The 22,980-nt window shown below is 60.3% G+C and carries 14 protein-coding genes; 7 read left to right on the forward strand and 7 right to left on the reverse strand.

Features of this window, described 5'->3' with window-relative positions:
• Positions 1–81: 81 nt before the first annotated feature.
• From TBK1r_RS25115 to TBK1r_RS25130, 4 genes are all read right to left on the reverse strand, one after another.
• Positions 82–1,128 (reverse strand): nucleoside monophosphate kinase, encoded by a 1,047-nt coding sequence (locus TBK1r_RS25115; RefSeq protein WP_145217113.1) that lies wholly within the window; start codon positions 1,126–1,128, stop codon positions 82–84.
• Positions 1,129–1,347: 219 nt separating this feature from the next.
• Positions 1,348–3,201, reverse strand: a complete 1,854-nt coding sequence (locus tag TBK1r_RS25120; protein ID WP_145217116.1) for a sulfatase family protein — start codon at positions 3,199–3,201, stop codon at positions 1,348–1,350.
• A gap of 369 nt (positions 3,202–3,570) precedes the next feature.
• Positions 3,571–5,568 carry an ATP-dependent helicase gene (locus TBK1r_RS25125; protein ID WP_145217119.1) on the reverse strand — a complete coding sequence of 666 codons (1,998 nt, stop codon included), beginning with the start codon at positions 5,566–5,568 and terminating at the stop codon, positions 3,571–3,573.
• 35 nt (positions 5,569–5,603) lie between these two features.
• Positions 5,604–6,233 (reverse strand): hypothetical protein, encoded by a 630-nt coding sequence (locus TBK1r_RS25130; protein ID WP_145217122.1) that lies wholly within the window; start codon positions 6,231–6,233, stop codon positions 5,604–5,606.
• A gap of 223 nt (positions 6,234–6,456) precedes the next feature.
• On the opposite strand from TBK1r_RS25130, the gene TBK1r_RS25135 reads away from it, so the two are divergent.
• From TBK1r_RS25135 to TBK1r_RS25150, 4 genes are all read left to right on the forward strand, one after another.
• Positions 6,457–7,647 (forward strand): Gfo/Idh/MocA family protein, encoded by a 1,191-nt coding sequence (locus tag TBK1r_RS25135; protein ID WP_473772458.1) that lies wholly within the window; start codon positions 6,457–6,459, stop codon positions 7,645–7,647.
• A 117-nt stretch (positions 7,648–7,764) separates the two neighbouring features.
• On the forward strand, positions 7,765–8,481 hold the full coding sequence (ispD, locus tag TBK1r_RS25140) for a 2-C-methyl-D-erythritol 4-phosphate cytidylyltransferase (protein ID WP_419580377.1): 717 nt from the start codon (positions 7,765–7,767) through the stop codon (positions 8,479–8,481).
• Positions 8,474–9,760, forward strand: coding sequence for a tyrosine--tRNA ligase (gene tyrS, locus TBK1r_RS25145; protein WP_145217125.1), 1,287 nt, complete (start codon positions 8,474–8,476; stop codon positions 9,758–9,760). Before ispD ends, tyrS begins: the two co-directional genes overlap by 8 nt.
• A gap of 333 nt (positions 9,761–10,093) precedes the next feature.
• Positions 10,094–11,446, forward strand: coding sequence for an EF-hand domain-containing protein (locus tag TBK1r_RS25150; protein ID WP_145217128.1), 1,353 nt, complete (start codon positions 10,094–10,096; stop codon positions 11,444–11,446).
• Positions 11,447–11,796: 350 nt separating this feature from the next.
• Here the strand turns inward: TBK1r_RS25150 and nrdR are convergent, their stop codons facing one another.
• Positions 11,797–12,261: a transcriptional regulator NrdR gene (nrdR, locus tag TBK1r_RS25155; RefSeq protein ID WP_095738409.1), complete on the reverse strand. Its 465-nt coding sequence runs from the start codon at positions 12,259–12,261 to the stop codon at positions 11,797–11,799.
• 296 nt (positions 12,262–12,557) lie between these two features.
• Between nrdR and TBK1r_RS25160 the strand changes: the two genes are divergently transcribed.
• Positions 12,558–12,971 carry a DUF4339 domain-containing protein gene (locus tag TBK1r_RS25160; protein ID WP_145217133.1) on the forward strand — a complete coding sequence of 138 codons (414 nt, stop codon included), beginning with the start codon at positions 12,558–12,560 and terminating at the stop codon, positions 12,969–12,971.
• Between the two features lie 161 nt (positions 12,972–13,132).
• Here TBK1r_RS25160 and TBK1r_RS25165 read toward each other — a convergent pair whose 3' ends face one another.
• Both TBK1r_RS25165 and TBK1r_RS25170 read right to left on the reverse strand, forming a co-directional pair.
• Positions 13,133–14,455 (reverse strand): hypothetical protein, encoded by a 1,323-nt coding sequence (locus TBK1r_RS25165; protein ID WP_145217136.1) that lies wholly within the window; start codon positions 14,453–14,455, stop codon positions 13,133–13,135.
• 137 nt (positions 14,456–14,592) lie between these two features.
• Positions 14,593–17,157, reverse strand: coding sequence for a pilus assembly protein N-terminal domain-containing protein (locus tag TBK1r_RS25170; RefSeq protein ID WP_145217139.1), 2,565 nt, complete (start codon positions 17,155–17,157; stop codon positions 14,593–14,595).
• Between the two features lie 360 nt (positions 17,158–17,517).
• On the opposite strand from TBK1r_RS25170, the gene TBK1r_RS25175 reads away from it, so the two are divergent.
• Positions 17,518–20,430: a PD-(D/E)XK nuclease family protein gene (locus TBK1r_RS25175; RefSeq protein ID WP_145217142.1), complete on the forward strand. Its 2,913-nt coding sequence runs from the start codon at positions 17,518–17,520 to the stop codon at positions 20,428–20,430.
• Entirely contained in the window at positions 20,427–22,949 is a 2,523-nt protein-coding gene (locus TBK1r_RS25180; protein WP_145217145.1) for a UvrD-helicase domain-containing protein, read from the forward strand. The genes TBK1r_RS25175 and TBK1r_RS25180 overlap by 4 nt, the downstream gene beginning before the upstream one ends.
• Positions 22,950–22,980 lie beyond the last annotated feature (31 nt).

Below are 22,980 nucleotides of genomic sequence, written 5' to 3' on the forward strand. Positions count from 1 at the left end.
TCTCTCGGTGTCACGCTGTCCATGATGATCGGTGTGTTGCACGCCATCGGTCTTCACGACGAGGCGTCTCAACTAATCTGCTCAGGCCTTCTGCTTGGGATAGGGCCTTAATCCGAGCAGCATCTCCGCTCTCTCGGTGAGCGGCTTGGCCACAAATGCTTTGTCGGTGTGCTCAGCCAGATGGCTGACGACTTCGTCATAAACCGCTTGGCGACTTTGGCTGGTGTCGATCTCAACACACTTGCCTTGGCTTTTGAACAGTTCAACGGTCGGCAGCGTTTGTGCCTTGAAGGTATCAAATCGCTTCTTCAGGCTCTCCACATTGTCGTCGCGTCTGCCGGTGTACTTGGCTCGGCCGAGAATACGCTTCCGCAAAACATCGTAAGGGCACTCGAAGTACAGCATCTTTGGCAACTCCGCCTCTCGCCCGAAGATGTCGTACCAGCCTTCGAGGTTGCCCAGCGAGCGGGGAAAGCCATCCAGCAGAAAGTTCTTCTTGCCGGTCGATCGGGTAATCGTCTCCATCGATTTCTTCAGCAAACTGACGATGATTTCATCCGGCGCCAACTTTCCGTCGCGAATGACCTCGTTGATGATCGCAGCGGTCGGGCCTCCCGCTTCACGCTCGGCCCTCAGCAGATCGCCGGCGGATAAGTGAGTCCAGCCGAGCTGCGACTCGGCGAGTTCGCACATCGTTCCTTTCCCCGCCCCCGGACCTCCCAAAACGAAAACGACATTCGCCTTGGGACAAGGGAGTCGTGGGTCGCAGTGATGCACCACGACCTTGGGAGCCGGAGCGACGCCTTTCTTGTAAACGTGCCATTGCCTATCGGTCGGCGGCAGTTCATCGTCGCACGTCATGTCGTAGGCGAGATGACCATCGAGTCGACAAATTCGCCAGGACTTGTAACTGTTGGAATAGGACAGCGCAGGACTTCGAGCACTTTTGCCATCGGCGCGATCCCACGCCATCTTGCCATTCCAATAGCCAAGGCTCGAAACGGTACCGGATTCCGACTCGGTCGGCGGAGCCGTGGATGGAACGAACAGACCATCCACTTCGGGAAGACCTGCACCCGATACTTCGATGAACAGAGTGTTCGGCTTCAGCTCGTTGGATTGGACCATGACATCTCTGACGGAGGATTGGCAATTTCGAAGTGTTCTGTCTCGATGATCTTAACCCATCGACACGAGAACTTAAGGGGATTGATCAGCGCTGCCTTCGAGGCACTGTAGGGAGGATCCGTTTGAGAACCGATTTGCCCGCAACGGAGACCGAAAAAAAGTTTGGGATGTGCAGCTTGATCGGCCACGTGTTCGGGGACGCTCAATGCAGGCGTGACGTCACTGCATCAGCGTCACTGTCTTCCCGGATGCAGGTTTCAGTTCGATGGACTTGATCGACGTGGTTCCGGCCGGGACATGCACCCGGACATGAATGATCTTCGATCGGCTGGGCAGGCTGGTTCGGATTGTTTGCCACTGGCCCGACGTTTCGACTGCGACGTTGACACGATTGGCCGCGGCGAAGTCCTTGTCCGCCGAGGTTCGCCATGAGAAGCCGATCGCACCGGACGTTGCCGTCTTGACAACCATGCTGATCGAAACCGGGCCGAACAGACTCAAACCATTTCTGGTCATGAACGGTGTTTTCTGTCCGGCCGGCGTTTGCGATTCTAGCTGCAAGCCCTCGCTGGTGACTTTCATTTTGCCGCTGCGAATGAGCCATCGAGACGCTGAGTCCTTTGATTTTGATTCGGAGTTTTCCGAGTCCGATCTCGGCACGAACGTTTGACGCGGGGGCGCCGCCGGTTTGCCGTCGAGATAGAAGTCGAAGTAGTCGGTCGCCGCTTTGGACATGCCACCGCTGGCCAGGCCCGGCGGGTCGAGCTGGCTGGCCCAACGCGTTAACTTCTCTCGAAGAGAATCGGCAATCTCGGGATGCTCGCCGGCGAGGTTCTGTTGCTCTTCGAGATCGTTCTTCAGGTTGTACAGATACTCACGGTCACCGCCGCGTAGCAGCTTCCAGTTGCCTTCACGAATGGCCGACTGGGCAACCCAGCGCCAGGCGAGAAACTCATGGGGGGCTTCTTTCTGTTTACCAGTGAGATAGGGGATCAAGTTGACGCCGTCGAAGTCCCCTGGTTTCGATTCGATCTTCGCCAGTTCGGCGGCCGTCGCTGCGACGTCGAGCGCGCTGACCGGGTGCTCGAACACTTGACCTGCGGGAATCCTGCCGGGCCAAGAGATCACGAACGGCACGTGCATGCCGCCTTCGGAGAGCATTCCCTTTTCGCCGTTGAGCGGGTCGTTCAAGGAACCGTCCCAACCTGGTCCGCCGCCGGGCGCGTCGAGCTTGTGAATCTTTAGCGGCGCACCGTTGTCCCCGACGTAGAAGATCAGCGTCTTTTCAGTCAGGTTGTTCTGCGCCAGCGTCTCAGTGATCAGTCCTACACCATCATCCACTGCGGACAGCATTGCCAAGGCTTGCCGACGTCGCTCAGGCATTTTGCCCGGAAAGCGATCGAGGTACTTTTGCGGCGCGTCCAACGGAACGTGGGGCGCACGGTACGCGACATACAGAAAGAACGGAACATTCTTGTAGCGTTCGATGAGCGAGGCGGCCGCTCTACTGCAACCGTCGACATGATACATCTCCGGTCGCATGGTCGACATCTCACGATCGCTACCATCGAGAGCAATGTTGGCCGCGAAGGGGGCACCGGAGTTTTGGTTGAACACATGCTTGAATCCGTGCTCGGTGATTTTTGGCCCCGGGCCGAGGTGCCATTTGCCGAATTGTGCGGTCATGTAACCCGCTTTCTGCAGACGCTCGGCAATCGTCAGCTCACGGTCAAAACCGTCCAACGACTTTACGTTGGATTCGACACCGAATTTCGATTGAAACTTTCCGATCAGTAGTCCAGCACGCGAGGGCACACATTGCGGCGCGGTGCTGTATCCATGTCGGGCGAGCACTCCGTTCTTAGCCAACGCGTCGACATTGGGAGTGCGAATGTCATCCACGACTCCCTGGCACGAAAGATCCGCATGCCCATGGTCGTCAGTGTAAAAAACGACGATGTTAGGCCGCTCGTCGCCCGCGTCGACTGCTGAATGCGACAAAGCGACGAGTGCGAGGAGTAACGACCGGAAACCGGTTAGCGTTGCAGCTGCCGCAGCAGGAGATGATTTCATGGTGACGTTTGTGAAAGCGAGGTTCATTACGTTTTCGTGATTGGTGCACAATGCCCGTTGTCGATGGACAGCGGAAATTCCTGGCGATCGGAATTCATTCTGTGACTGCGCAACTGTCGATTTCACGGATCGTCATCATACACGCTGGAAATCTTGACCGTATCCAACGTGTCGTCGCCCTTGGTTTAAGTTAGTAGGACGCCCACAGACGCCCAGGGCGTGTCATCGCAATGTGCCGATAGGACAAAGAGGCAATCTCGTTCCCATGAGCCCCATTGGTCCATCGAACGCGACGCCCGGCGCAGCCAAGAGTTGGCAACACATCGACGAGAGTGCCGAGGGCTGATCGAAACGACCTCGCGACCGCATTTACCGCCCGGCCATTTTTCGTTGTTTGCGGAACTGGTGGGGGTTGGTCGCTTGGCCGGTGACTTCGTAGAGAAATTGGCTGGGGATCGTCGGGCGTGGCTTGCCCCATTTGCGTCGCGTCAGTGCCATCGAGAGAGTCAGTTGCTCTTGGGCCCGCGTGATGCCGACGTAACACAATCGTCGCTCTTCGGCGATGTCTTCTTCGCGTCCCGATTTGACGCTCCGCGAGTGTGGCAACAAGCCTTCTTCCATGCCGACCATGTAGACGACCGGGAACTCCAGCCCCTTGGCCGCATGCAGGGTGAGCAGCCAAACGGCGTTTTGCATCGCCAGCTTGTCCTTTTCATTTCCCATCTCACGGCCGGACAGCGCGATGTCGGCCAGGAAGCCGGTCAGATCGGCGTCCTCGCGATTGTCTTCAAACGCTCCGATCGCGTTGGCCACTTCGCCGAGTGAGGCCATGCGGTTTTGACGGTCTTCGGGTTCGTCGTACAGGCGGTTGATTTCATCGGCGTAGGCGGTCCGCGTCAGCAGCGTTTCCATGGCCGCGGTCAGCGACTCGCTCTTAGCCCGCGCGGTGACGTCGGCGTAGACCGATTGCAGATCGGCGACGCCACGCTGGGCGGCCGGGGACAAATCCGCAACGATGTCGCGGCGCTGCATCACTTGCCAGATCGAGACCCCGTCGGCGACAGCGTGCTCCATCAACGTCTTGACACTCTTGGGGCTCATCCCGCGCGACGGCGTGTTGATGATGCGAAGCAACGACACTTCGTCATCGGGTTGGTCGATCCATTTCAGGTACGCCACCATGTCACGGACTTCGCGGCGATCAAAGAACGATTGGCTTCCCAGCATCACATAGGGAACGTCGGCCTTGCGCAATTCGGTTTCGAACAGACGGGGCTGTTCGTTGGTGCGAAACAAGATCGCGATGTCACGCGGCTGGACGTGTTGGTTTTCAATCAGGTGTTTGATCTCGCCGACGACCGACTGCGATTCTTTCGTTTCATCCTTGTGCTGCGCGATCCGAGGCCGCATGCCGTCGGGGCGCGAAGGGCGGAGGACTTTATCGTGACGCGTGGCGTTGAACTTGATCAGCCGGTTGGCCATTTCCAAGATCGACCCACAGCTTCGATAGTTCGCTTCCAGGCAAACGATCTTCGCATCAGGCCAATCATTCTTGAAATTTAAAATGTGGGTCACGTCGGCCCCACGCCAGGCATAGATGGACTGGTCATCGTCACCGACGACGCACAGGTTGCGGTGTTTGCCGGCGAGGTGTTTGGTGATCCGGTACTGGCTGCCGTTGGTGTCTTGGTACTCGTCGACCAGCACGTGATCAAACTTCGCCGCCTCGGCGTCACGGATCTCGGGATGCTCATCGAACAGGACTTCGGTCTGCAACAGCAGGTCATCAAAGTCCATCGCGCCGCGCGTCTTGAGTCCTTCCTGGTAGCGTCGGTAGCCGGCCGCGGCGAGGTGTTCTTTGTCGGTCGAGGCGACCAAGGGCGCTTTGTCGGGGTGGATGGAATCGTTTTTCCAGTTGCTGATGATCCCCAGCAAGTCTCCGGGTTTGAGCGCCGTGCCGGGAAGCCGCAGCTGTCGCAGGATTTCGCGCGCAAGGGATTCCTGGTCGCTGCGATCGTAGATCGAGAATTTTGCCGGATAGCCGAGTGCCGTGGCGTGTCGCCGGAGCACGCGGACGCAGTGGGCGTGGAACGTGCTGATCGTCGGCTCGGGGCGTTTCTCACCCCGCTTCTTTCGTTTACCGGCATAGCCCAGCAACTCGCCGACGCGTTCCTTCATTTCGCCGGCGGCTTTGTTGGTAAACGTGACCGCCAGGATCCGATCGGGGGCCGTGCCGTGGCGGATCAGGTTGGCGATGCGGAACGTCACCACCCGCGTCTTTCCGGTCCCGGCGCCGGCCAGCACCAGCAGGGGACCTGAAAGTGTTTCGACGGCGTCTGATTGCGCCGGGTTCAATCCGTGAGCCAATGCAAGTCCTTTTGATGTATCAAGCCAGGGAGCGTTTAGCGAATCGCGTCGCGGTCCACGACCGGGTCCGCACTGCCGGTTGCCAACAGGACCAAGTTGCCTTGTTGGGGTTTGTTGGAATTCATCATGGTGCGATTGAAGGGGATGTAATAACAGGCGTACATCCCGGTGGTCGTATTGAGGACATACACCACCGAGGAGGCCAGGGGATTGCTGTTGCTGCTGGGCATATCGACCAGCCCCGTCATCATCATGTACTCGGCGCCTTTCCCCGTCCCCAGGGCGTCATGGACATTCACAACAAACAGGCCGAGGAATTGGCCCAGTCGGGGATACATGACGGAACATTGCAAGAGGCCCGAATTGTGGTCCAGCACAAACAGGCCTTCGGCATTGGCGCTGACGAATCCGGTTGCCATCGAGAATTTTTCGCTGGAGAAGGCGGCCGTGGCGTCCAGGGTCGGCAATTTCAATCCCGAGGGAAGATCCGCACCGCTGGCAGCCGCCTGTGCGGTCGTCGCCTGATTGGCTTGCCTCAAGGCGTGGGTCTGGCCGGCGAAATACGCCGCCACGAAAATCGACGTCAACGTCGCGGCCGCGAGCAGGGGGACCGCCCGACGTCGAACGAACGATCGCTGATCAGCTTGTTGGGGTTGGTCAACCATGGAATTCTGCTCCGTGCGGCGAGGATGAGGTAACAGGCGAGGGGCGTTCAATTGTATCAAACAGCAACGCCGACGCCGCCGGACAACGAGCCGGCGTGACGCCTGGACGGGGAATTGTAGGCTAGCCGGCGGGTCTTTACGATTGCCGGCCACGCGAGAAATCAACAACCCGCTCAAATTGTCTCCCTTTGCATCACCGAGGTCAACAAAATCTACTATGGGCATGAATGAACCCCTGAATCGAAAACTCCGCATGGCCCTGGTCGGTGGCGGACAAGGCTCGTTCATCGGTCGGGTCCATTCGATTGCCGCCTGCCTGGACAATCGTGCGGTGGTGACCGCCGGGGCATTGTCGAGCAACCCCGAACGGGCCAAAGCATCGGCACCGGATTACGGGATCGACGACGCACGGGCCTACACCAGCTATCAGGAATTGCTCGATGCGGAACTGAAGTTGCCCGCCGACGAGCGAATCGATTTCGTCAGCATCGCGACCCCCAATCACGTCCATTTCGAGGTCGCCGAAGCGGCCGTCAAAGCGGGATTCAACGTCGTCTGCGACAAGCCGATGACCTACGATCTTGCCCAAGCCGAACAGCTTCTCGAAACCGTCAAGAACAGCGACGTCGTCTTCGCGCTCTCGCACAATTACACCGGGTACCCAATGATCCGCCAGGCCCGTGAGATGATTCTCAGCGGTGAACTCGGTGAAATCAACGCGATCCGGTCCCAGTACATCCAGGGCTGGCTCGTCGAAGCGATGGAGCATCAGGAGAGCAAGCAAGCGGCCTGGCGGACCGACCCCAGCAAGAGCGGTGCAGCCGGCGCGTTCGGCGACATCGCCACCCACGCCTACAACCTCGGTCGCTACATGACCGGCTTGTTGCCCGACCAGGTCAGCTGCCACTTGAAAACCTTCGTCGACGGCCGACGTCTGGATGACTACGGGACGGCGATCATCACGTACGAAAACGGGGCGCTCGGCACACTCACCGCCTCGCAAGTCACCCATGGCCGTGAAAATGATTTTGAAATCGAAATCGACGGCACCAAGGGCTCGTTGAAATGGAGACAGGAAAACCCCAACGAGATGATCGTGCGGCACAACGGCAAGCCGCATCAGATCTACACGCGTGATCCCAAAGCGGCACACATCAACGCCATGGGCCGTGCCGCCTGCCGCATCCCGGCCGGGCATCCCGAGGCGTTTTTCGAAGCGTTCGCCAACGTCTACAATGCCGCCTTCGATGACATGGCCAAACGTGCCTGCGGAGAAACGTTCGAGCGACGCGATTCGGTCTACACCAATTGTTACGACGGCGTCGAAGGCATGTTCTTCATCCAGCAGTGTGTCGCCAGCAGCCAAGAGAACGCGGCCTGGGTGCCGCTGCGGCACGACGCGGCACGGAAGTAACCCCCACCACCAACGCTCCATTGCGTTGCCCCGGCGTCATCGTTTCGTCGTGGACGAGGCGTCATGCTTCGCTGTGAAACACCACTGCCGTGCTCCTCTTGAAGGCCCCATTGCTGTATGACCACTTCTCCCCAGAACGTCGCGGTGATCCTGCCGGCCGCTGGCAGTGGTCGGCGATTCGGACAGGACGAAAACAAGCTGTTCGCGCGGCTGGCCGGGCACCCCATTTGGCTGGTCGCCGCCGAGCGGTTGCGGGCCCATCGGCGGGTCGCGCGGATCGTGATGCCGATTTCGGATCAGGACCGGCCGCGATTTGAAGGCGAGTTTGGCTCGCAGGTCGACACTCTGGGCATCGAACTGGCGTGTGGCGGCGCCGAACGGACCGACAGTGTCCGCGCCGGCGTCGAGCGGGTCGCCGACGATACTGCGGTCCAGCTGATCGCCATTCACGATGCGGCGCGGCCGCTGGTGCGAAACGCAGACCTGGACGCCGTGTTTGCCAAAGCGGACCAAACCGGAGCGGCGATACTGGCCACACCGGTCACCGCGACGGTCAAGCAATCGTTGGACGCGGGGGCGTCGTGCCGGACGGTCGATCGCAGTACGCTTTGGCTGGCCCAGACGCCCCAGGTGTTTGCGCTCGATGTGCTGCAACGCGCCTACGCTAAACACCGCGGCCGACCGGCGACCGACGATGCCGAACTTGTCGGCCGCATCGGTGTCCAGGTGGCGTTGGTCCCCGGCTCGCCCGACAACCTTAAAATCACCCACCCCAATGACTTGATCGTCGCCGAGGCGATCCTGAAGACTCAACACGAATCCAATCATGCCTGAGAACGACCTGATCCAAGAGCTGCGTTGGCGCGGCTTGATTCACCAAGTCACCGACGAAGCGGGCTTGCAAAAGCTGCTCGATTCGCAGCCCCAAACGGTCTACATCGGCTTTGACCCCACCGCCACCTCGCTGCACGTCGGGTCGATGATGCAGTTGATGTTGCTGCGGCGGTTTCAACAGGCCGGCCACCGACCGATCGCCCTGGTCGGCGGCGCGACCGGCATGATCGGCGACCCCACCGGCAAAAGCGAAGAACGCAACCTGCTGTCGACCGAACAGCTGCAACTCAACATCGCCGGCATCGAAACGCAGATGCGACGGTTCCTTTGCTTCGAAGGCGACAATGCGGCGATCCTGTTGAACAATTTCGACTGGATGCAAAACTACAGCTACCTGGAGTTTCTGCGCGACGTCGGAAAGAATTTCCCCGTCGGCGTCATGATGGGCAAAGAGTCCGTCCGGGCCCGACTCGGTAGTGAAGCCGGACTGAGCTACACCGAGTTCAGCTACATGCTGCTGCAAGCCTACGATTTCGTGCATTTGTGTCGCGAACACGGCTGCATGATCCAAGCCGGCGGCAGCGACCAGTGGGGCAACGTGACCGCCGGCATCGACCTGGCCCGCCGCATGCTAGGCAAACAGGTCTTCGGCATGACCGCGCCACTGCTGACGACCAGCGACGGCCGCAAGATGGGCAAAACCGAAAGCGGAGCGGTCTGGCTGGACCGCGAACGGACCAGCCCCTACGCGTTCTACCAATACTGGCTGAACGTCGGTGACGAAGACGTCATGAAATGCATCGCCTACCTGACCGAAATCGAGCGTGAAGAATACGACTCGCTGGCCGAGGTGACGGCGTCGGACCCGGGACGCAACACCGCCCAGAAACGGCTGGCCGAATGGATGACCCAGTTCGTGCACGGCGAAGACGGATTGAACTCGGCATTGAAGGCCAGCAAAACGCTGTTCGGCGGCGAGATCGATGCGATGGACGATGCCATGCTCAACGAGATCTTTGCCGATGTCCCCAGCCAAGAACTCGCCCGCGACGTGCTCGCCGGAGAGGGATTGTGGGTCGTCGAGGCGTTGCAGCAAGCCGGACTGGCCAAAAGCGGTGGCGAAGCGCGACGGACGATCAAAGAGGGCGGAGCGTACATCAACAACCAACGGGTGACCGACATGGACCGTCGCCTGGGCGAATCCGACCTGGCCAGCGAGACCGTGATGGTGCTCCGCAAGGGCCGCAAGAACTATGCCCTGCTGCGGTTTACGTCATAGGGTTTCAGCCACCGTTGATTATGAGGTCGTGGAACCCGCGGATGACAGAGTGCCAAAAATCCGTGGGTTCGCGCTGCTATCCGTGGGCTCAGTCCGTGGGCTCAGTGGTCGTTTCATCGCTCCGCAAGTGACTGCCAGCGTCTTTTCCATTCGTTTTAGCGTATCGGTGCTCGGCGACCGGTTTCGCTCGGTTTTCTCGACGATGCATCCGAACGTCGTTGGGATCAGATCCGCGCGCCTTGAACCTCACCAATTTTCCGTCCGTTTTTAGGTGAATCGGCCCGGATTGGCTACACTGACGGAACCTTCGCCCCCGCCCGAGGTTCCATCACTATGAACACTCTAAAAATATCGATTTTCGCGGTCTTTTGTGTTTTCGTTCTCGGCGACCCCCTGTCCGCGCTCGCTCAGCGTGGGGGCGGTGATCGCGGCGGCAATCGGGGGGGCGGCGAGGAAGGCGGTGGATTTCGTGGAGGCCCCCCCGGGGGCGGAGGTGGTTTTCGTGGCGGCGGAGGACCCGGCGGCAACCCCTTTGGTGGCGGCGGCGATCGCGGTTCACGCGGCGGTGGTTCGCGCGGCGGCCCGGGTGGCGGCTTCGATCCAAGCAGCTTTCTCAGCCGGCTCGATCGCAACGGCAACGGCACCATCGATCCCGACGAACAACAGGGGCCGGCCCAGTTCTTGATCCAACGCCTGCAGTCGACCGACCCCAGCATCAAACCCGGCCAGCCGATTTCGATCAAACGGGTCAGTGAGTCGTTTGCAAAGATGCAGCAAGAGCGCGGAGGTGATTCGTCACGCGATCGCGGTTCGTCCAACGACGATTCGCTGACACCCGAACTGCTGGTGCCCGGTTTTGGAACCGATACGCCACCACCGATGCTGGCCGGATTCGGCCCGGCGGCGGAACTGATGGACGTCGTCGTGACCGATGAAGATCGCAAACAAGCGCTGGAAACGATCCGACGTTATGACCGCAACCGCGACGGCGTTTTGAAAAAGGACGAACTGTCCAGTCGCTTCTCCGGCAACCCGATGGATTTCGACCGCAACAAAGACGGACGCTTGACCGAAGGTGAACTCGCGGTGCGCTACGCCCGTCGCCGCCAGTCGTCCGAACAGTCTCGCGACGACGATCGCAACCGCCGCCGCGAGAGTGATCGCAGCGGCGATGTCGAACCGCCAGACGTCTATGGCGGCCGAAAGTCGTACCGGATCAGCGGCGAAAAACGGACGCCGGAAGGCTTGCCGGGATTCTTCACCGATAAGGATGCCAACCAGGATGGCCAGGTCGAAATGGCCGAATTCGCAACCAAATGGGATGACGACACCGTCAACGAGTTCTTTCAATCGGACCTCAATCGCGACGGTGTGATCACCGCCGAGGAAGCCGTCCAAGCGGTCGAGCGGGGTGCCAGCACGCCCTCGGCCACCACGATGGCCTCCACCTCATCCGCATCGTCGAGTTCCACCGATGGCGGCGGCCCGGTCGGCACACCCGATGACAAGATGGTCAGCTACGCCGAGCGAATCATCGGTCGCTACGATGCCAACGGGGACAAGAAACTGGTCGCCAGCGAATGGAAGAAGATGCTGATGAGTCCTGCCGATGCCGACGCCAATCGCGACGGGACGATCACCGTCACCGAGTACGCGTGGTGGATGCAGTCACGTTCCAAACGTTAGTGCTCCGCCAACGGCTTGTTGGTTTAGTGAGCCGTGACGCGTAAGCGGCCGGGCCTAACCAATGCCCGAGGCCTTACGGCCAGCGGCTCACCAATCGTGATCAACCCTCAAACTCAATCTGGACGAAGCACTCCAGCAATTTGCCCGGGCTAACGATCGAGAATGATACCCACGGATAGCAGCGCGAACCCACGGATGACAGGGCGCAAGAATCCGTGGGTTCGCCCTGCTATCCGTGGGCTCAGTGGGTAAGTCATCGCTCCGCAAGTTCCAGCCTGACCCCTCTTCCGCTCGACCAACGCAACCCCAACATCAAATGTGGCCCGAGCACTCGCAGTCCGGCGCGTGCGTCAGCTGCGGATCGGCCGTTTCGTCAGCCGGGTGACTTCATTGATGAAGTCGTCGGCGGAATGGAATTCCTGATAGACGCTAGCAAATCGGATGTAGGCCACTTCGTCCAGTCGTGCCAAGTGTGCCATGACGATCTCACCGACCTCCTTGGCCGGAATTTCCGTCTCGTATTCCTGGTAGATTTGCGTTTCGATGCTTTGCACGACCTGTTCGATCTTGTCGCTCGGGACGGATCGTTTGGAGCAAGCCCGCTCGATGCCGCGACGGATTTTCTCGCGTTCGAGGGGTTCCCGGGTTTGATCGCGTTTGACGACGCGCAACGTCAACTGCTCGATTTTCTCGACCGTCCCGAATCTGCGGTTACAATTGGTGCAGACCCGTTTTCGGCGAATCATGTAACCGCCTTCGGCTGTCCTGGTGTCCAGGACACGGTCTTCGTCGAGGTGGCAAAATGGACAGCGCATGGGCGACCGGTTGGTGCAAGGCGAGAGAATCGGCATGTCATTATCTCGCCAAACGACGCGAAAACGCAAGGCCTTGCGTTTTTTGCCGCCTGCCGCGTGATTCTGCTAAACTGGGACAGCAGTCGAAAGACGACGCAGGCGACTGGGCTGACGGCATGAATCCGAGTGGGCCATCCGGCCCCGACACAAGTGCTTTAGGTTGAGACGATGGCCCCTGTTCGCGCCGCCGATGAACCTTGGCGAGGTGCATTGATCGGCGCAGCGAACCGGGGATTTTCAAGGGAGCGAATCGAACCGTGACGGCTTGGTTTTTACAGCGAATGGAAGGCAACGTTCAGACGGAAGTGGGACCGTTGCGTCCGAGCGAATTATTGGCGATGGTCCGCAAGGGTGAGATCAAACCCGAGACACGTTTGCGCAAGAACGACTCGGCGTGGTTCCCGGCCAGCGACGTCGGCGGCTTGTTTGAAGCCGCGGTCCGCCAGGAGGTCCAGTATTACTGTCCCTCGTGCGGGATCCGCATCAGCCAGCCGCCCCGCACCTGTCCGCGCTGTCTGCGGGATATCGGGCGTGGGGAAGCACGCGAGGTCAAGCCGGAGAAACTGACCGCCGACATCGCCTTGTCGAGTGAGCCAGACGAGCACAAAGAATCCAAACAGAGCGTGCAAAACTGGCTGCAGAAGAAGGTCGCCGGAAAACAAAAAAAATAGCCGCGAGATCCTCTCCGGTTTCGAGTGTTTCTCGAAGCGGAGAGAACCGGGCGGCTACTGGGTGAATCGTTTGACTGGTTGAATCGTCGACTGGTTGAACCACTGGTCCAACCCGCAGGAGACAGCAGAGCAATCGCTGCCGAAGTCTCCCCGCGAGGCGTTTAGTATCGCAGTTCGACCCCGAAGGATCCGCCGTAGAACAGCAGACCGTCGTTCATGTCGATGCGGGTTCCCATTGCATTGGTGACGTTCGCTTTGACTTGACCGGGGACCAAAGCGGTGTTGGTGATGTAGAGCAATTCTCCGCCGCCGCGGATCGACAGCATCTCGCCCAATTGGTAGCGAAGCCCCAGCCCGATGTCGAAGACACCTGAAAAGTCGTCATCGTCGCGACTGTTGTGGAGCACGGTGACGCCTTGGTTGCGAAGTCGCACGTCCGAATCGGCAAAGTTATAGTACAGGCCGCCCCGCAGTCGCACGTCGGTGTAAACGTGCTGCGTGACCGGATACAGCAGGTCGAGTCCGAGCTGAAGCCCGGCCATCGTGTTCTGCGTGCTCGCGGTCAGGTCCGAGTACGATGTGAAGATGTCCTTTTCCGACGCGTAGCCATAATCTTCTTCGACGCGAATCACGCGTCCACCGAACAGGGCTCTGGCGACATCCCAACCGACGAGCGTCTTGTTCAATTCCGCACTCCAGTACTCGCTGTTGTAGAACTGGGTTTGCAGGTTGGCGTTGTCGAACGGATCCAGAAACGTGCCATCGAAGTTTTGCGGATGGGGATTGGCCACCGTCGCGGGGCCGTCGCCGTCGAACAGGTGCGAATCGATGGTTCCCGGTGAGTTGGTGTCCACGACCCGCAGGTTGCGATTCCATTCGGTCGGTCCGACGAAGGTGAATTCGTAACCGTTGACGCAGTTCGGCAGGGTACCGAACGTGATCCGTGGCACCCATTCGAATCCGAAGTCGTCCATCCGAGCGTTGCGGGTCAGACTGAATCCGTCTGCGCCGTTACGTTCGAGGTACATCGCTTCGACGAACACATAGTAGTAGGGATCGCAGGGAATCCCACAGGCCATGGATTGCCCACCGTAGCCGGACATCCCGTAGCCGTTGCACGATCCGTTGCAGGAGCCTTGCATGCAGCTTTGGCAGCCGTAGTTGACTTGCGCGACGCGGCCGGCGTTGAGCGATCCGAGCGGCCCCGAGGTGGTGGCCATGGCTTGTGAGATCGATCCCGGGGCGAGTCCGCTGGGGCTGACGTCGGCCGCGGTGCGGACGTCCGAGGCGGAAATGATCTTGGTTCCCGGACCGAACATCGCGGCGCCCGAGGAAGACACCTGTTGGTCTCCGCCGAGTGCGCCCACCAATCCGGTTTGCGCCGAAGCCACGGCGCCGCTACCAGCGATCATGGCGGCCGCGGCGATCGCCAGAACCCTTGCGGCGTGACGCCGGATGACGGAGTGGATCAGAGGGATGTTCATGTCGAACCTCGTTGACGTAATCGGTGCGGCACAATGCCGCAAAGGATCAGTGGTTAGTGTGACGTATCTGAATCAGGTTGAATCGCGTTTGGCATGCCGGCCCGTCCCTGGGCGCTGAGCAAACCGGCCCGCTGGGATCATCTAACTTTCAAGTTGTCTTGGACCGGGACGAGGCAACTTTTTCGAACCATGCGAACGATCTGTTTCGCCGTGTCTTCGTCGTCGCAGTGACCGGTGACGACCAACTCTCCGCCCCGCAGGGACACGACAACGCTGGCCGTCGGAAAGGCTTGATCGATCGAATCGTTCAGCAACTCGGTGTGCGCGGCGACCTTGTCACCGATCGCATCGACCCCTTCGCTGACTTGAATTTGAAAGGTTTGTTTGCGAGTCGGCTCGCCGTCGGTGACATCCGCCCAGATCGTCAATTCGGTCTGGCCCGTGCCGGTACCGATCAATTTGATCTGGTTGGCACTGGAAGCGAACGCCTGGCAGACGTCCTTGTTTTCGATCGTGAATCGCCGTACTCGACCGCCGATCGTCATCGATCGCACCTGGGCACGTTTGAGTTGCAGGACGACCGCGGCGCGTTGTCCGCCGGAGTCTTGCGTGTGAGCCCCTTGCGACGATGACAGGTTCGGGTCGGGAACGGTCACATCAATTCGTTTCTGCTCCGGTTCGATCGAGCGACGCATGATGCTGTGGCGAGACGACGCGAGCCGTGCGCGAGTGCTCGAAGGCGTCGTGCGGTTGGGCGGTTGAACGGCCGCGGTGCGAGACGCGCCGACGTGTGACGGATTGACCGCGACCGGAGCCGCGATCAACGGGGTTTCATCGGTGCCGATCTGTTCGATACCCGGGGCGACCGACGTGACGATCGCGTGCCCAGGGGCCTGTGCCGGCAACGCTCTCCGTTCGGGCTGGCTGGCAACGGGCTGGCTGGCAACGGGCTGGCTGGCAACGGGCTGGCTGGCAACGGGCTGGCTGGCAACGGGCTGGCTGGCAACGGGCTGGCTCAGCGGCGTTCGGCTGGCAACGGGATCGCGTCGGGAAATGGTTTGATTCGCGTCGCGTTTCGGCTGGACGATCGAGCCGACCGGAGCAGCGTCCTGGACGTCATTGGAGCGATCTTCCAACGTTTGGGCGACGGCCGCCTTGGGGACCAACGGCATCTCCGCCTCCTCAGCGGATCCCAAGCTTTCGCTGATCGCGGCCGAGGTGGGACGGTCCGTTACCGATTCATCCTGGCGCGCCGCTGGAGCAGGTTCAAAACGAATCGGATCGATCGTGGATTGCACCACCGCGTTGTCGCTATCGCCGAATTGCAATTCGATCGGCGGCGTCGCGATCGCGACGGTTTTGCGTTGCAGCAGTACCGGGACCTGTGAGTCCGCTTGCGGTGTGACGTGCTGTTCGGCGTTGATGACGCGAGACTTGGCCGTCAGCGGCACGCGTGCTCGGTTGCTGACCACCAACTCGTCGACCCCAGTGTCGTCGGCTTGGTCCGCATCGACATCGGACGGGGCCATCGTCTCAGCAGCGGCGACCGCATGGTCACCGAGTGGAGCCAAGGCTTCGGCGGCAAAATTCACCGCCGGAGCGAGTTTCACCGGCGTCTCAGCGGCAACCGGTGGCGTCGCGGGCTGCGAAGCTTCGGGCTGCGATGCTTCGGGCTGCGATGCTTCGGGCTGCGATGCTTCGGGCTCTGACGTCTCGGGTTCGGTTACCGCGGGCTCCGCGTTCGGATCCGTCTGCATCGGTCGCTCAGCAACTTGCTCAGCAACTTGCTCAGCAGGTGCCTGAACGCTGGATGTCGATTCCCCTTCGAGTTCGACAGCGTTGTCGGTGGGTGGGACTGCCGCGACCGAAGCGTTTGTTGCTGGAGTCTCTGTTGCCGGGATCTCAGTGTCGGATTCGACTTCATATTCGCTGGTGAACGCATCACCGGCTTCGGCCGTGTCATCGGACAGGGTGAAGAAAATCGGTTGCGTTTCTTGGATCGGCGTCTGCTCGTCGCGGGCGTCGGCGACCGGAATGACACGTGAATCCTGTTCGGCGGCGATGCCGATGGGCGCGGTGTGCCCGGCGGTCAGCCGAGACGCGGCGTTGGATGACGATGCGGGCCGGATCGGCGTGGCCGCACCGGTCGGGATCGCCAACGGCGCCGGAGAGTTGATGGCCGCTGTTTTAGCCGCCCAAGACAGTTGTGCTCGATCGGGTGAATTCGGCTGGGCGAACGTCTCGGCGGGGACAGGGCCGAACCGGTCAAAGGCCTCGACCTGAGTCGCGGGGACGTGCTCGCTGGATCCGAGCGCGATCAGCGGTCGGTCGCTGACGCCGGTCGCTGACGAGGCATGGAACCGCGGATTTTGCCGCACGCGTCCCACCGGGGACGCCGCCATCGACGGATGGACGCCGGCCGTGGACGCAGACCGGACCGCCCCGTGGGCGGGAGTCGCCGGAGCCTGTTCGGGCGTGACAAACGGATTGGACTGGACCGCGCCCACGGGCATCGGGGATGCAGTGTGTGCACCGCCATGGACGATTCCCGGCGTGGTGTTGTTTTGATTGAAGAAACGCGATTGGATCATCCCGCCCTGCGGTTGTTGACCGCCCGCAGTAGAGCCGGACGCGACCAACACCGCCACCAGAACCGCTCGCTTGGCGATTCGTTTGGATGGGTCGCCGTTTTGGCTTGTCATTTTCGCGTTGTTCACACGCATGCCGCGTTCCTAGGTCCCGGTGATTTCGGCCCCAATGAACCACGTTCGGTTCATCGAAAGGATGTGCCCCCCTCGGCACACCGACGGCACACAGTGATTGCGCACTGTATGTCCGTTGGTTTACGTATCGGATGCGTGTTGGCGCGACATTAACGATTCTCGGGCCTCTAGCACCTGTAACGCTGGAATCGTTTGTCGCGGCCGTGCGGCCATGGATTGGCTCCACGGGTCACACAAAAAGCCCGGAATCGATAGGATTGGACCAGACGTGTCACGACCGGACACGACAACAACGCCGCAGGCTTAAAAACGGATTTTCACCAGGGGGGCTGCTTCGCCGTGTCATTTGATCTTTTTCCCGAATTGCTGTGCCGACGCGAGTTTCTGGGCTGGGATCGGCCCTTGCTGCCCGGGGTGGTCCGCTATTTCATCGATCAGGCGGGCGAAACCGGCCGTTTGGACTTGAGCGACTGGATTTGCGTGCTGCCGACGGCACAGTCGATGCTGCGTTTTGGTCGGCTGTTGCAATCGGCGGCCGATGACCAGGGACTCGACTATCTCGCGCCCCGGATCACCACGTCGGGAGAATTGGCCGAATTGCTCTACCAACCCGAGGCCCCGATCGCGATCGAGTTCGAGCAAACACTGGCCTGGGCGCGGGTGTTGCAACATCGCGACGCCGAGTCATTGCGACCACTGCTGCCCGTGCTGCCGGAATCCGATGCGATCGGCCCCTGGCTGGAACTCGCCGGGACGTTGCGGCGATTGACGGCCGATCTGGCGGCCCACGAGGTGAGTTTCGCGGACGTGGTTTCGGTCACCGACAGCGATGCCGAGCAAGCCCGCTGGAAACTGCTGCAAGAACTCTTCGAACTCTACCTTGGCGAACTTGCCACGGCCGGGCGCAGCGACCCACACCAGCAGCGTCGGCGTGCGATCAAACGAAAAACGATTCGGTCGGGACGCTTGATCGCGCTGGTCGGCACCAGTGACCTCAATCCATCGATTGCCAAGGTGATCGCCGAAGTCGAACGCGACGTCGTGGCCTTCATCGCGGCCCCCCAGGACAAGGAAGCTTGCTTTGATTGGCTCGGCTGCCTCAAGCCGGACGCCTTTGCCGATTTCCAATTGCCGCTGACCGACGACCATCTGGTGCCGGCCGGCGATATCGCCGATCAAGCGACCGCGGTCAGCGAGGCAGTGACGGAATTTGCATCGCGTTATCAACCTGCACAGATTGCCGTCGGCGTGACCGATGATTCACACGTCGCCGCCACCGAAATGCAACTCGACGGATGCGGGTTTTCGACCTACCGGCACGTCGGCTGGACCGTCGCCTCAACCGCCGTGGGGCGACTCGTTTCACTCACCGCCACCTTGGTCGCCCGGCCGACCTGGCGATCGCTCGCGGCACTGGTGCGGCACGGCGATGTTCATCGTTTCCTCCTCGCTCAACTCAACGAACCACAAAGCGACGCGGCAGAGCAGGACTACCTGATTCCGCTCGACCAGATGCTTGCCAATCATCTGCCGGTGCGACTGTCCGATCCGTTACCGCCGGCGGCGCTGAAGCACTATCCCGCGGCGGAACAACTGCGCCGTGCCGTCCTTGCCTGGCTCGCGCCCCTGATTCCCAAGCACCTGTCCGACGGACCGCGACCGACCCAACCGATCGCCGACTGGTGCGACCGGCTGCTGCACTGGCTGGAATCGATTTACGCCGACTTGGGAACTGTCGACCTGGAAGCTGCCGGCCTGCGAACCGCCGATGCGACTCGGCCCGATCGCCGGTTGACCGTCGAAGCGGTCGCCAAAGTCCGTGATCTTTTGACACGCTTCACCAAACTCAGCCGCCACTTGGACGCGCCCGTCACCGCCGCGTCGGCGTTGGAAATGATCACCTCACGTCTATCCGATCTGCGTGTCGGGCAGAACCAGAACACCGATGACATACAAATTCATGGCTGGTTGGATTTGGCATTGGATGATTCGCCGGCAATGGTCGTGGTCGGTTTCAATCATCCCTTCGTGCCCTCGGCGGTCACCAGTGATCCGTTTTTGCCCGGTTCGCTGCGTTCGCGACTGCGAATCGCCGACAACGAACGCCGCTATGCCCGTGATCTGTATGCGACGCAGTTGCTGCTGTCGACACGCCGAGACATCCGAATGATCGTGGGCAAGCATTCTGCCGACGGAACACCGACGCCACCCAGCCGTTTATTGTCCGCTTCATCCCCCCCAGACGTGGCTCGGCGAATCCGGATGCTGCTGGCCGGAACGCGCGACAAGGTCAACGTTTCGCACCGCTGGGACAGCGATCGCAAAACGACGGATCTTCCCATTCCAGAATTCCATCCTGACGAATGCCCCGTCAAATCGATGAGCGTGACGGCTTTCAAGGCCTACCTCGAATGCCCCTATCGGTTTTACCTGCGACATGTGCTGAATCTGAAACCCGTTGACGACTTGGCCCGCGAGCTGGCCGCCAACCAGTTCGGCGACTTGGTCCATGCCGCGGTCGAGCACTTTGGGGAGTCTGCCGAGAAAGACGAAGCCGACGAAAAGCGAATCTTTGAATCGTTGCGCCATCACTTGCACCAATACGCAGCCGACCAATACGGCGATCACGCCGAAAGCGCCGTCCGGCTGCAAGTCCGTCAAGCCGAGCGGCGCTTGCACTTCGTCGCCGCCGAGCAAGCCAAACGCATCGAGCAGGGTTGGAGAATTCATGCGACCGAAGCCAGCGTCGAAGAATCCAAAGGCGCTTCGATCACCGTGGACGGAAAAAAAATGGGATTGCGAGGGCGTTTCGATCGGATCGACCGCAATGTTCAAACCGGACAATGGGCGATCTTGGACTACAAGACCCACGGCCACAAACCGGAGAAAAAACACCTTCGCAAAAACCGCGACACCGGCCAATACGAATGGATCGATCTGCAATTACCGCTGTACCGAATGATGGTGCCCTTTCTCGGCATCGAAGCGCCGCCGCAAGAGGTCCAACTGGGCTATTTTAATGTCAGCGACAAAGCGGACGAAACCAAAATCAATATCGCGGAATTCGACGAACCGCTGATGGAACAAGCCAAGGATCTGATTCATCAATGCGTCCGCCGAATCTTTGCCTGTGATTTCGCCCCCAGCGACCAAGGCGTGATGTACGACGATTACGAAATGATTCTGCAGACCGGAGTTGCCAGTCGCATGCTGGCCGGTACGGCGATCGCGGAAGGAGACAACGAGCAGTGAGCACCGAAATCACCTCCCACGACCGTTCCCCCAGCGACGTGTTCCTCGACGGCAACCTGCCGCCTGTCTTGGTGCGGGCGTCGGCCGGTACGGGGAAAACGTATCGTTTGACCGCACGACTGTTGCAGATTCTGTTCCAGGGAGCGGCCCCCGAATCGATTCTCGCGACTACGTTCACACGCAAAGCGGCAGGCGAAATTCTGGAGCGGATCCTGTTGACGTTGGCCGAAGCCGCTGATCCGGAAAACGATGCGGCGCTGGAGGATCTGCGCCGGCAGGTCGGCCTGGAAACATTGCCCCGCAGTCTGTGTTTGCAACTGTTGCAGCGTCTGGTCGCAAACATTCATCGCATCCGCATCTGCACCTTGGACAGCTTGTTCACCCAGCTGGCCAAGTCGTTTCCCTTTGAATTGCAACTGCCGCCGGTTTGGCGACTGACCGACGAGATCGAAGAAGCATGGTTGCGCGAACGCGCGATCGATTCGATGGTCTCAATGCTACAGCCCGGCGAGTTGGCGACTTTGTTGGCGATGCTCAGTAAAGGTGAAACCAAACGCTCGATCGTTCGTGAGCTGATTCAAATCGTCTCGGGCGCGTACACGAAAGCGCGTCAGACGGCGCCCGAGGCGTGGACCAATCTGGACGCGCCCACCGCGCCCGATGATGCCGCGTTGACGTCCGCCGCCGGTTCCTTTCGCCTGTCCGAGCCGCCCCAGAAAACGGTTCGCGCCAAACTCGATGCGATGGCTGAATTACTTGAGACGCGTCAATTCGATTCGTTGGCGACCGAAACGCTGATCAAGAACTATGCCAAGGCCAAACGCAGCGGCGAGCCGACGAAATTGGGCCGATCCGCGCTGCCCGACGGCCTGGATGACGCTCTGGGCGCGTTGTACGCCGCCGCGCGTTCCAACACCCTTTCGCTGTTGGCGGCACAAAACGACGCCACCGGTCAGGTGTTGGCGTTGTACGACGGACAAGTCGCGCAGCTGAAACAATCCTTGCGAACACTCGGCTTTGACGACATCGCCGTGCGGTTGGCGAAACAGTTTGCCAAGGTCGACCACCGCTCGATCAGTCGACGCCTGGACGGCGCGATCGACCATGTTTTGTTGGACGAATTCCAAGACACCTCGCCGGCCCAGTGGCAGGTCCTTCGGCCGCTGGCGTTTCGATCGGCCGATGCGGCCATCGACCCCGATCCCGATCCGGAAGCCGCGGTCAAACGCTCGTTTTTCTGTGTCGGGGACACCAAGCAAGCGATCTATGGCTGGCGCGGCGGCGTGGCGGAAATCTTCGATGCGGTCAGTGCCGAGATCGGCGGCGTCGAATCGATCGAACAGAACACGAGTTTCCGCAGCAGCCCGGTGATCATGGATTTGATCAATCGCGTTTTCAAGAACCTCTCGCGACACAAGATCGCCGACGCCGCCTCCGACGGTCACGACGCCGACAAGGCGACCTACGAAGCCCGCGCCGTCAAGCAGTTCGCCAAACGGTTCCCGCAACACGTGGCGTTCAAGGCTTCGTTACCCGGTTACGTTCGCATGGAGACCTGCGAAAAGATCGACAGCCGCGACGGCGCGGAAAAGACGCAGGCCTGTTATCAGTTGGCTGCCCGACGCATTGCCGAACTCTCGCGCGCCGCGCCGGATCGTTCGATCGGTGTCCTCACGCGAACCAACAAAGGCGTCGCCAATCTGATCTTCCTGCTGGAACAACTCGGCGTCGACGTCAGCCAGGAAGGCGGAAACCCGTTGGTCGATTCCGCCGCGGTCGACTTGGTCCTGTCGGCATTCATGATGGCTGAACATCCCGCCGATGGTCGCTGGAAGTTTCATGTCGACCATTCTCCACTGGGTCAGGTCGAGGGCATGTCGGCCGGCTACGTCAGGGATCTGGTCACCGAAGTCGGGATCGCACGTGCCGTCCAACACCTGGCCGCGGCCCTCGCACCGGTGTGCGGCCCCCGCGATACCACACGTTTGAAACAATTGGCCCAGTTGGCGGTTGCTTATGAGCCCAACGCGACCGACCGCTTGCGAGATTTCGTGCGAATGGTCCGCGAGAAACGAGTCGAACGACCGCAATCGGCTGCCGTTCGCGTGATGACGGTCCACCAATCCAAGGGATTGGAATTCGACGCCGTGTTCTTACCAGAGTTGGACGGCAATCTGACCGGCCAACCACCGCTGTGCATCGCAGACTCGCGAAATCTGACCGAACCGCCGGTCGGGCTCTCACGTTTCTTGACCAGCGAGGCCTGGCACTTTCTGGACACCCGCTGGCGCAAAGCGTTCGGGCGTGATGCGGCGGGCAAAATGACCGAGGCGCTGTGCCTGATGTACGTCGCGATGACACGCCCTCGCCAGGCGCTTTACATGGTCGTTCAACCCTGTAAACCTGACGACAAAAAACCGGCTGCGTTGATCCACGCGGCGTTGGGCGTGGACACGAATCCCGGCGAAGGAGAAACGGTATTGTATGAAGACGGAGATTCGAATTGGTATGAACGTTGACCTCAATCCTCCCCGGCAAAAAAAGTGACTT

Source organism: Stieleria magnilauensis, from assembly GCA_007753675.1.
GTDB classification, from domain to species: domain Bacteria; phylum Planctomycetota; class Planctomycetia; order Pirellulales; family Pirellulaceae; genus Stieleria; species Stieleria magnilauensis.

What these genes read in the sequence shown, in the direction of transcription:
- ispD (WP_419580377.1), top strand. Translation starts at nt 7,765, where the DNA reads ATGACCACTTCTCCCCAGAACGTCGCGGTGATCCTGCCGGCCGCTGGC.
- TBK1r_RS25170 (WP_145217139.1), bottom strand. Translation starts at nt 17,157, where the DNA reads ATGACAAGCCAAAACGGCGACCCATCCAAACGAATCGCCAAGCGAGCG.
- nrdR (WP_095738409.1), bottom strand. Translation starts at nt 12,261, where the DNA reads ATGCGCTGTCCATTTTGCCACCTCGACGAAGACCGTGTCCTGGACACC.
- TBK1r_RS25115 (WP_145217113.1), bottom strand. Translation starts at nt 1,128, where the DNA reads ATGGTCCAATCCAACGAGCTGAAGCCGAACACTCTGTTCATCGAAGTA.
- TBK1r_RS25165 (WP_145217136.1), bottom strand. Translation starts at nt 14,455, where the DNA reads ATGAACATCCCTCTGATCCACTCCGTCATCCGGCGTCACGCCGCAAGG.
- TBK1r_RS25135 (WP_473772458.1), top strand. Translation starts at nt 6,457, where the DNA reads ATGAATGAACCCCTGAATCGAAAACTCCGCATGGCCCTGGTCGGTGGC.
- TBK1r_RS25150 (WP_145217128.1), top strand. Translation starts at nt 10,094, where the DNA reads ATGAACACTCTAAAAATATCGATTTTCGCGGTCTTTTGTGTTTTCGTT.
- TBK1r_RS25130 (WP_145217122.1), bottom strand. Translation starts at nt 6,233, where the DNA reads ATGGTTGACCAACCCCAACAAGCTGATCAGCGATCGTTCGTTCGACGT.
- tyrS (WP_145217125.1), top strand. Translation starts at nt 8,474, where the DNA reads ATGCCTGAGAACGACCTGATCCAAGAGCTGCGTTGGCGCGGCTTGATT.
- TBK1r_RS25120 (WP_145217116.1), bottom strand. Translation starts at nt 3,201, where the DNA reads ATGAAATCATCTCCTGCTGCGGCAGCTGCAACGCTAACCGGTTTCCGG.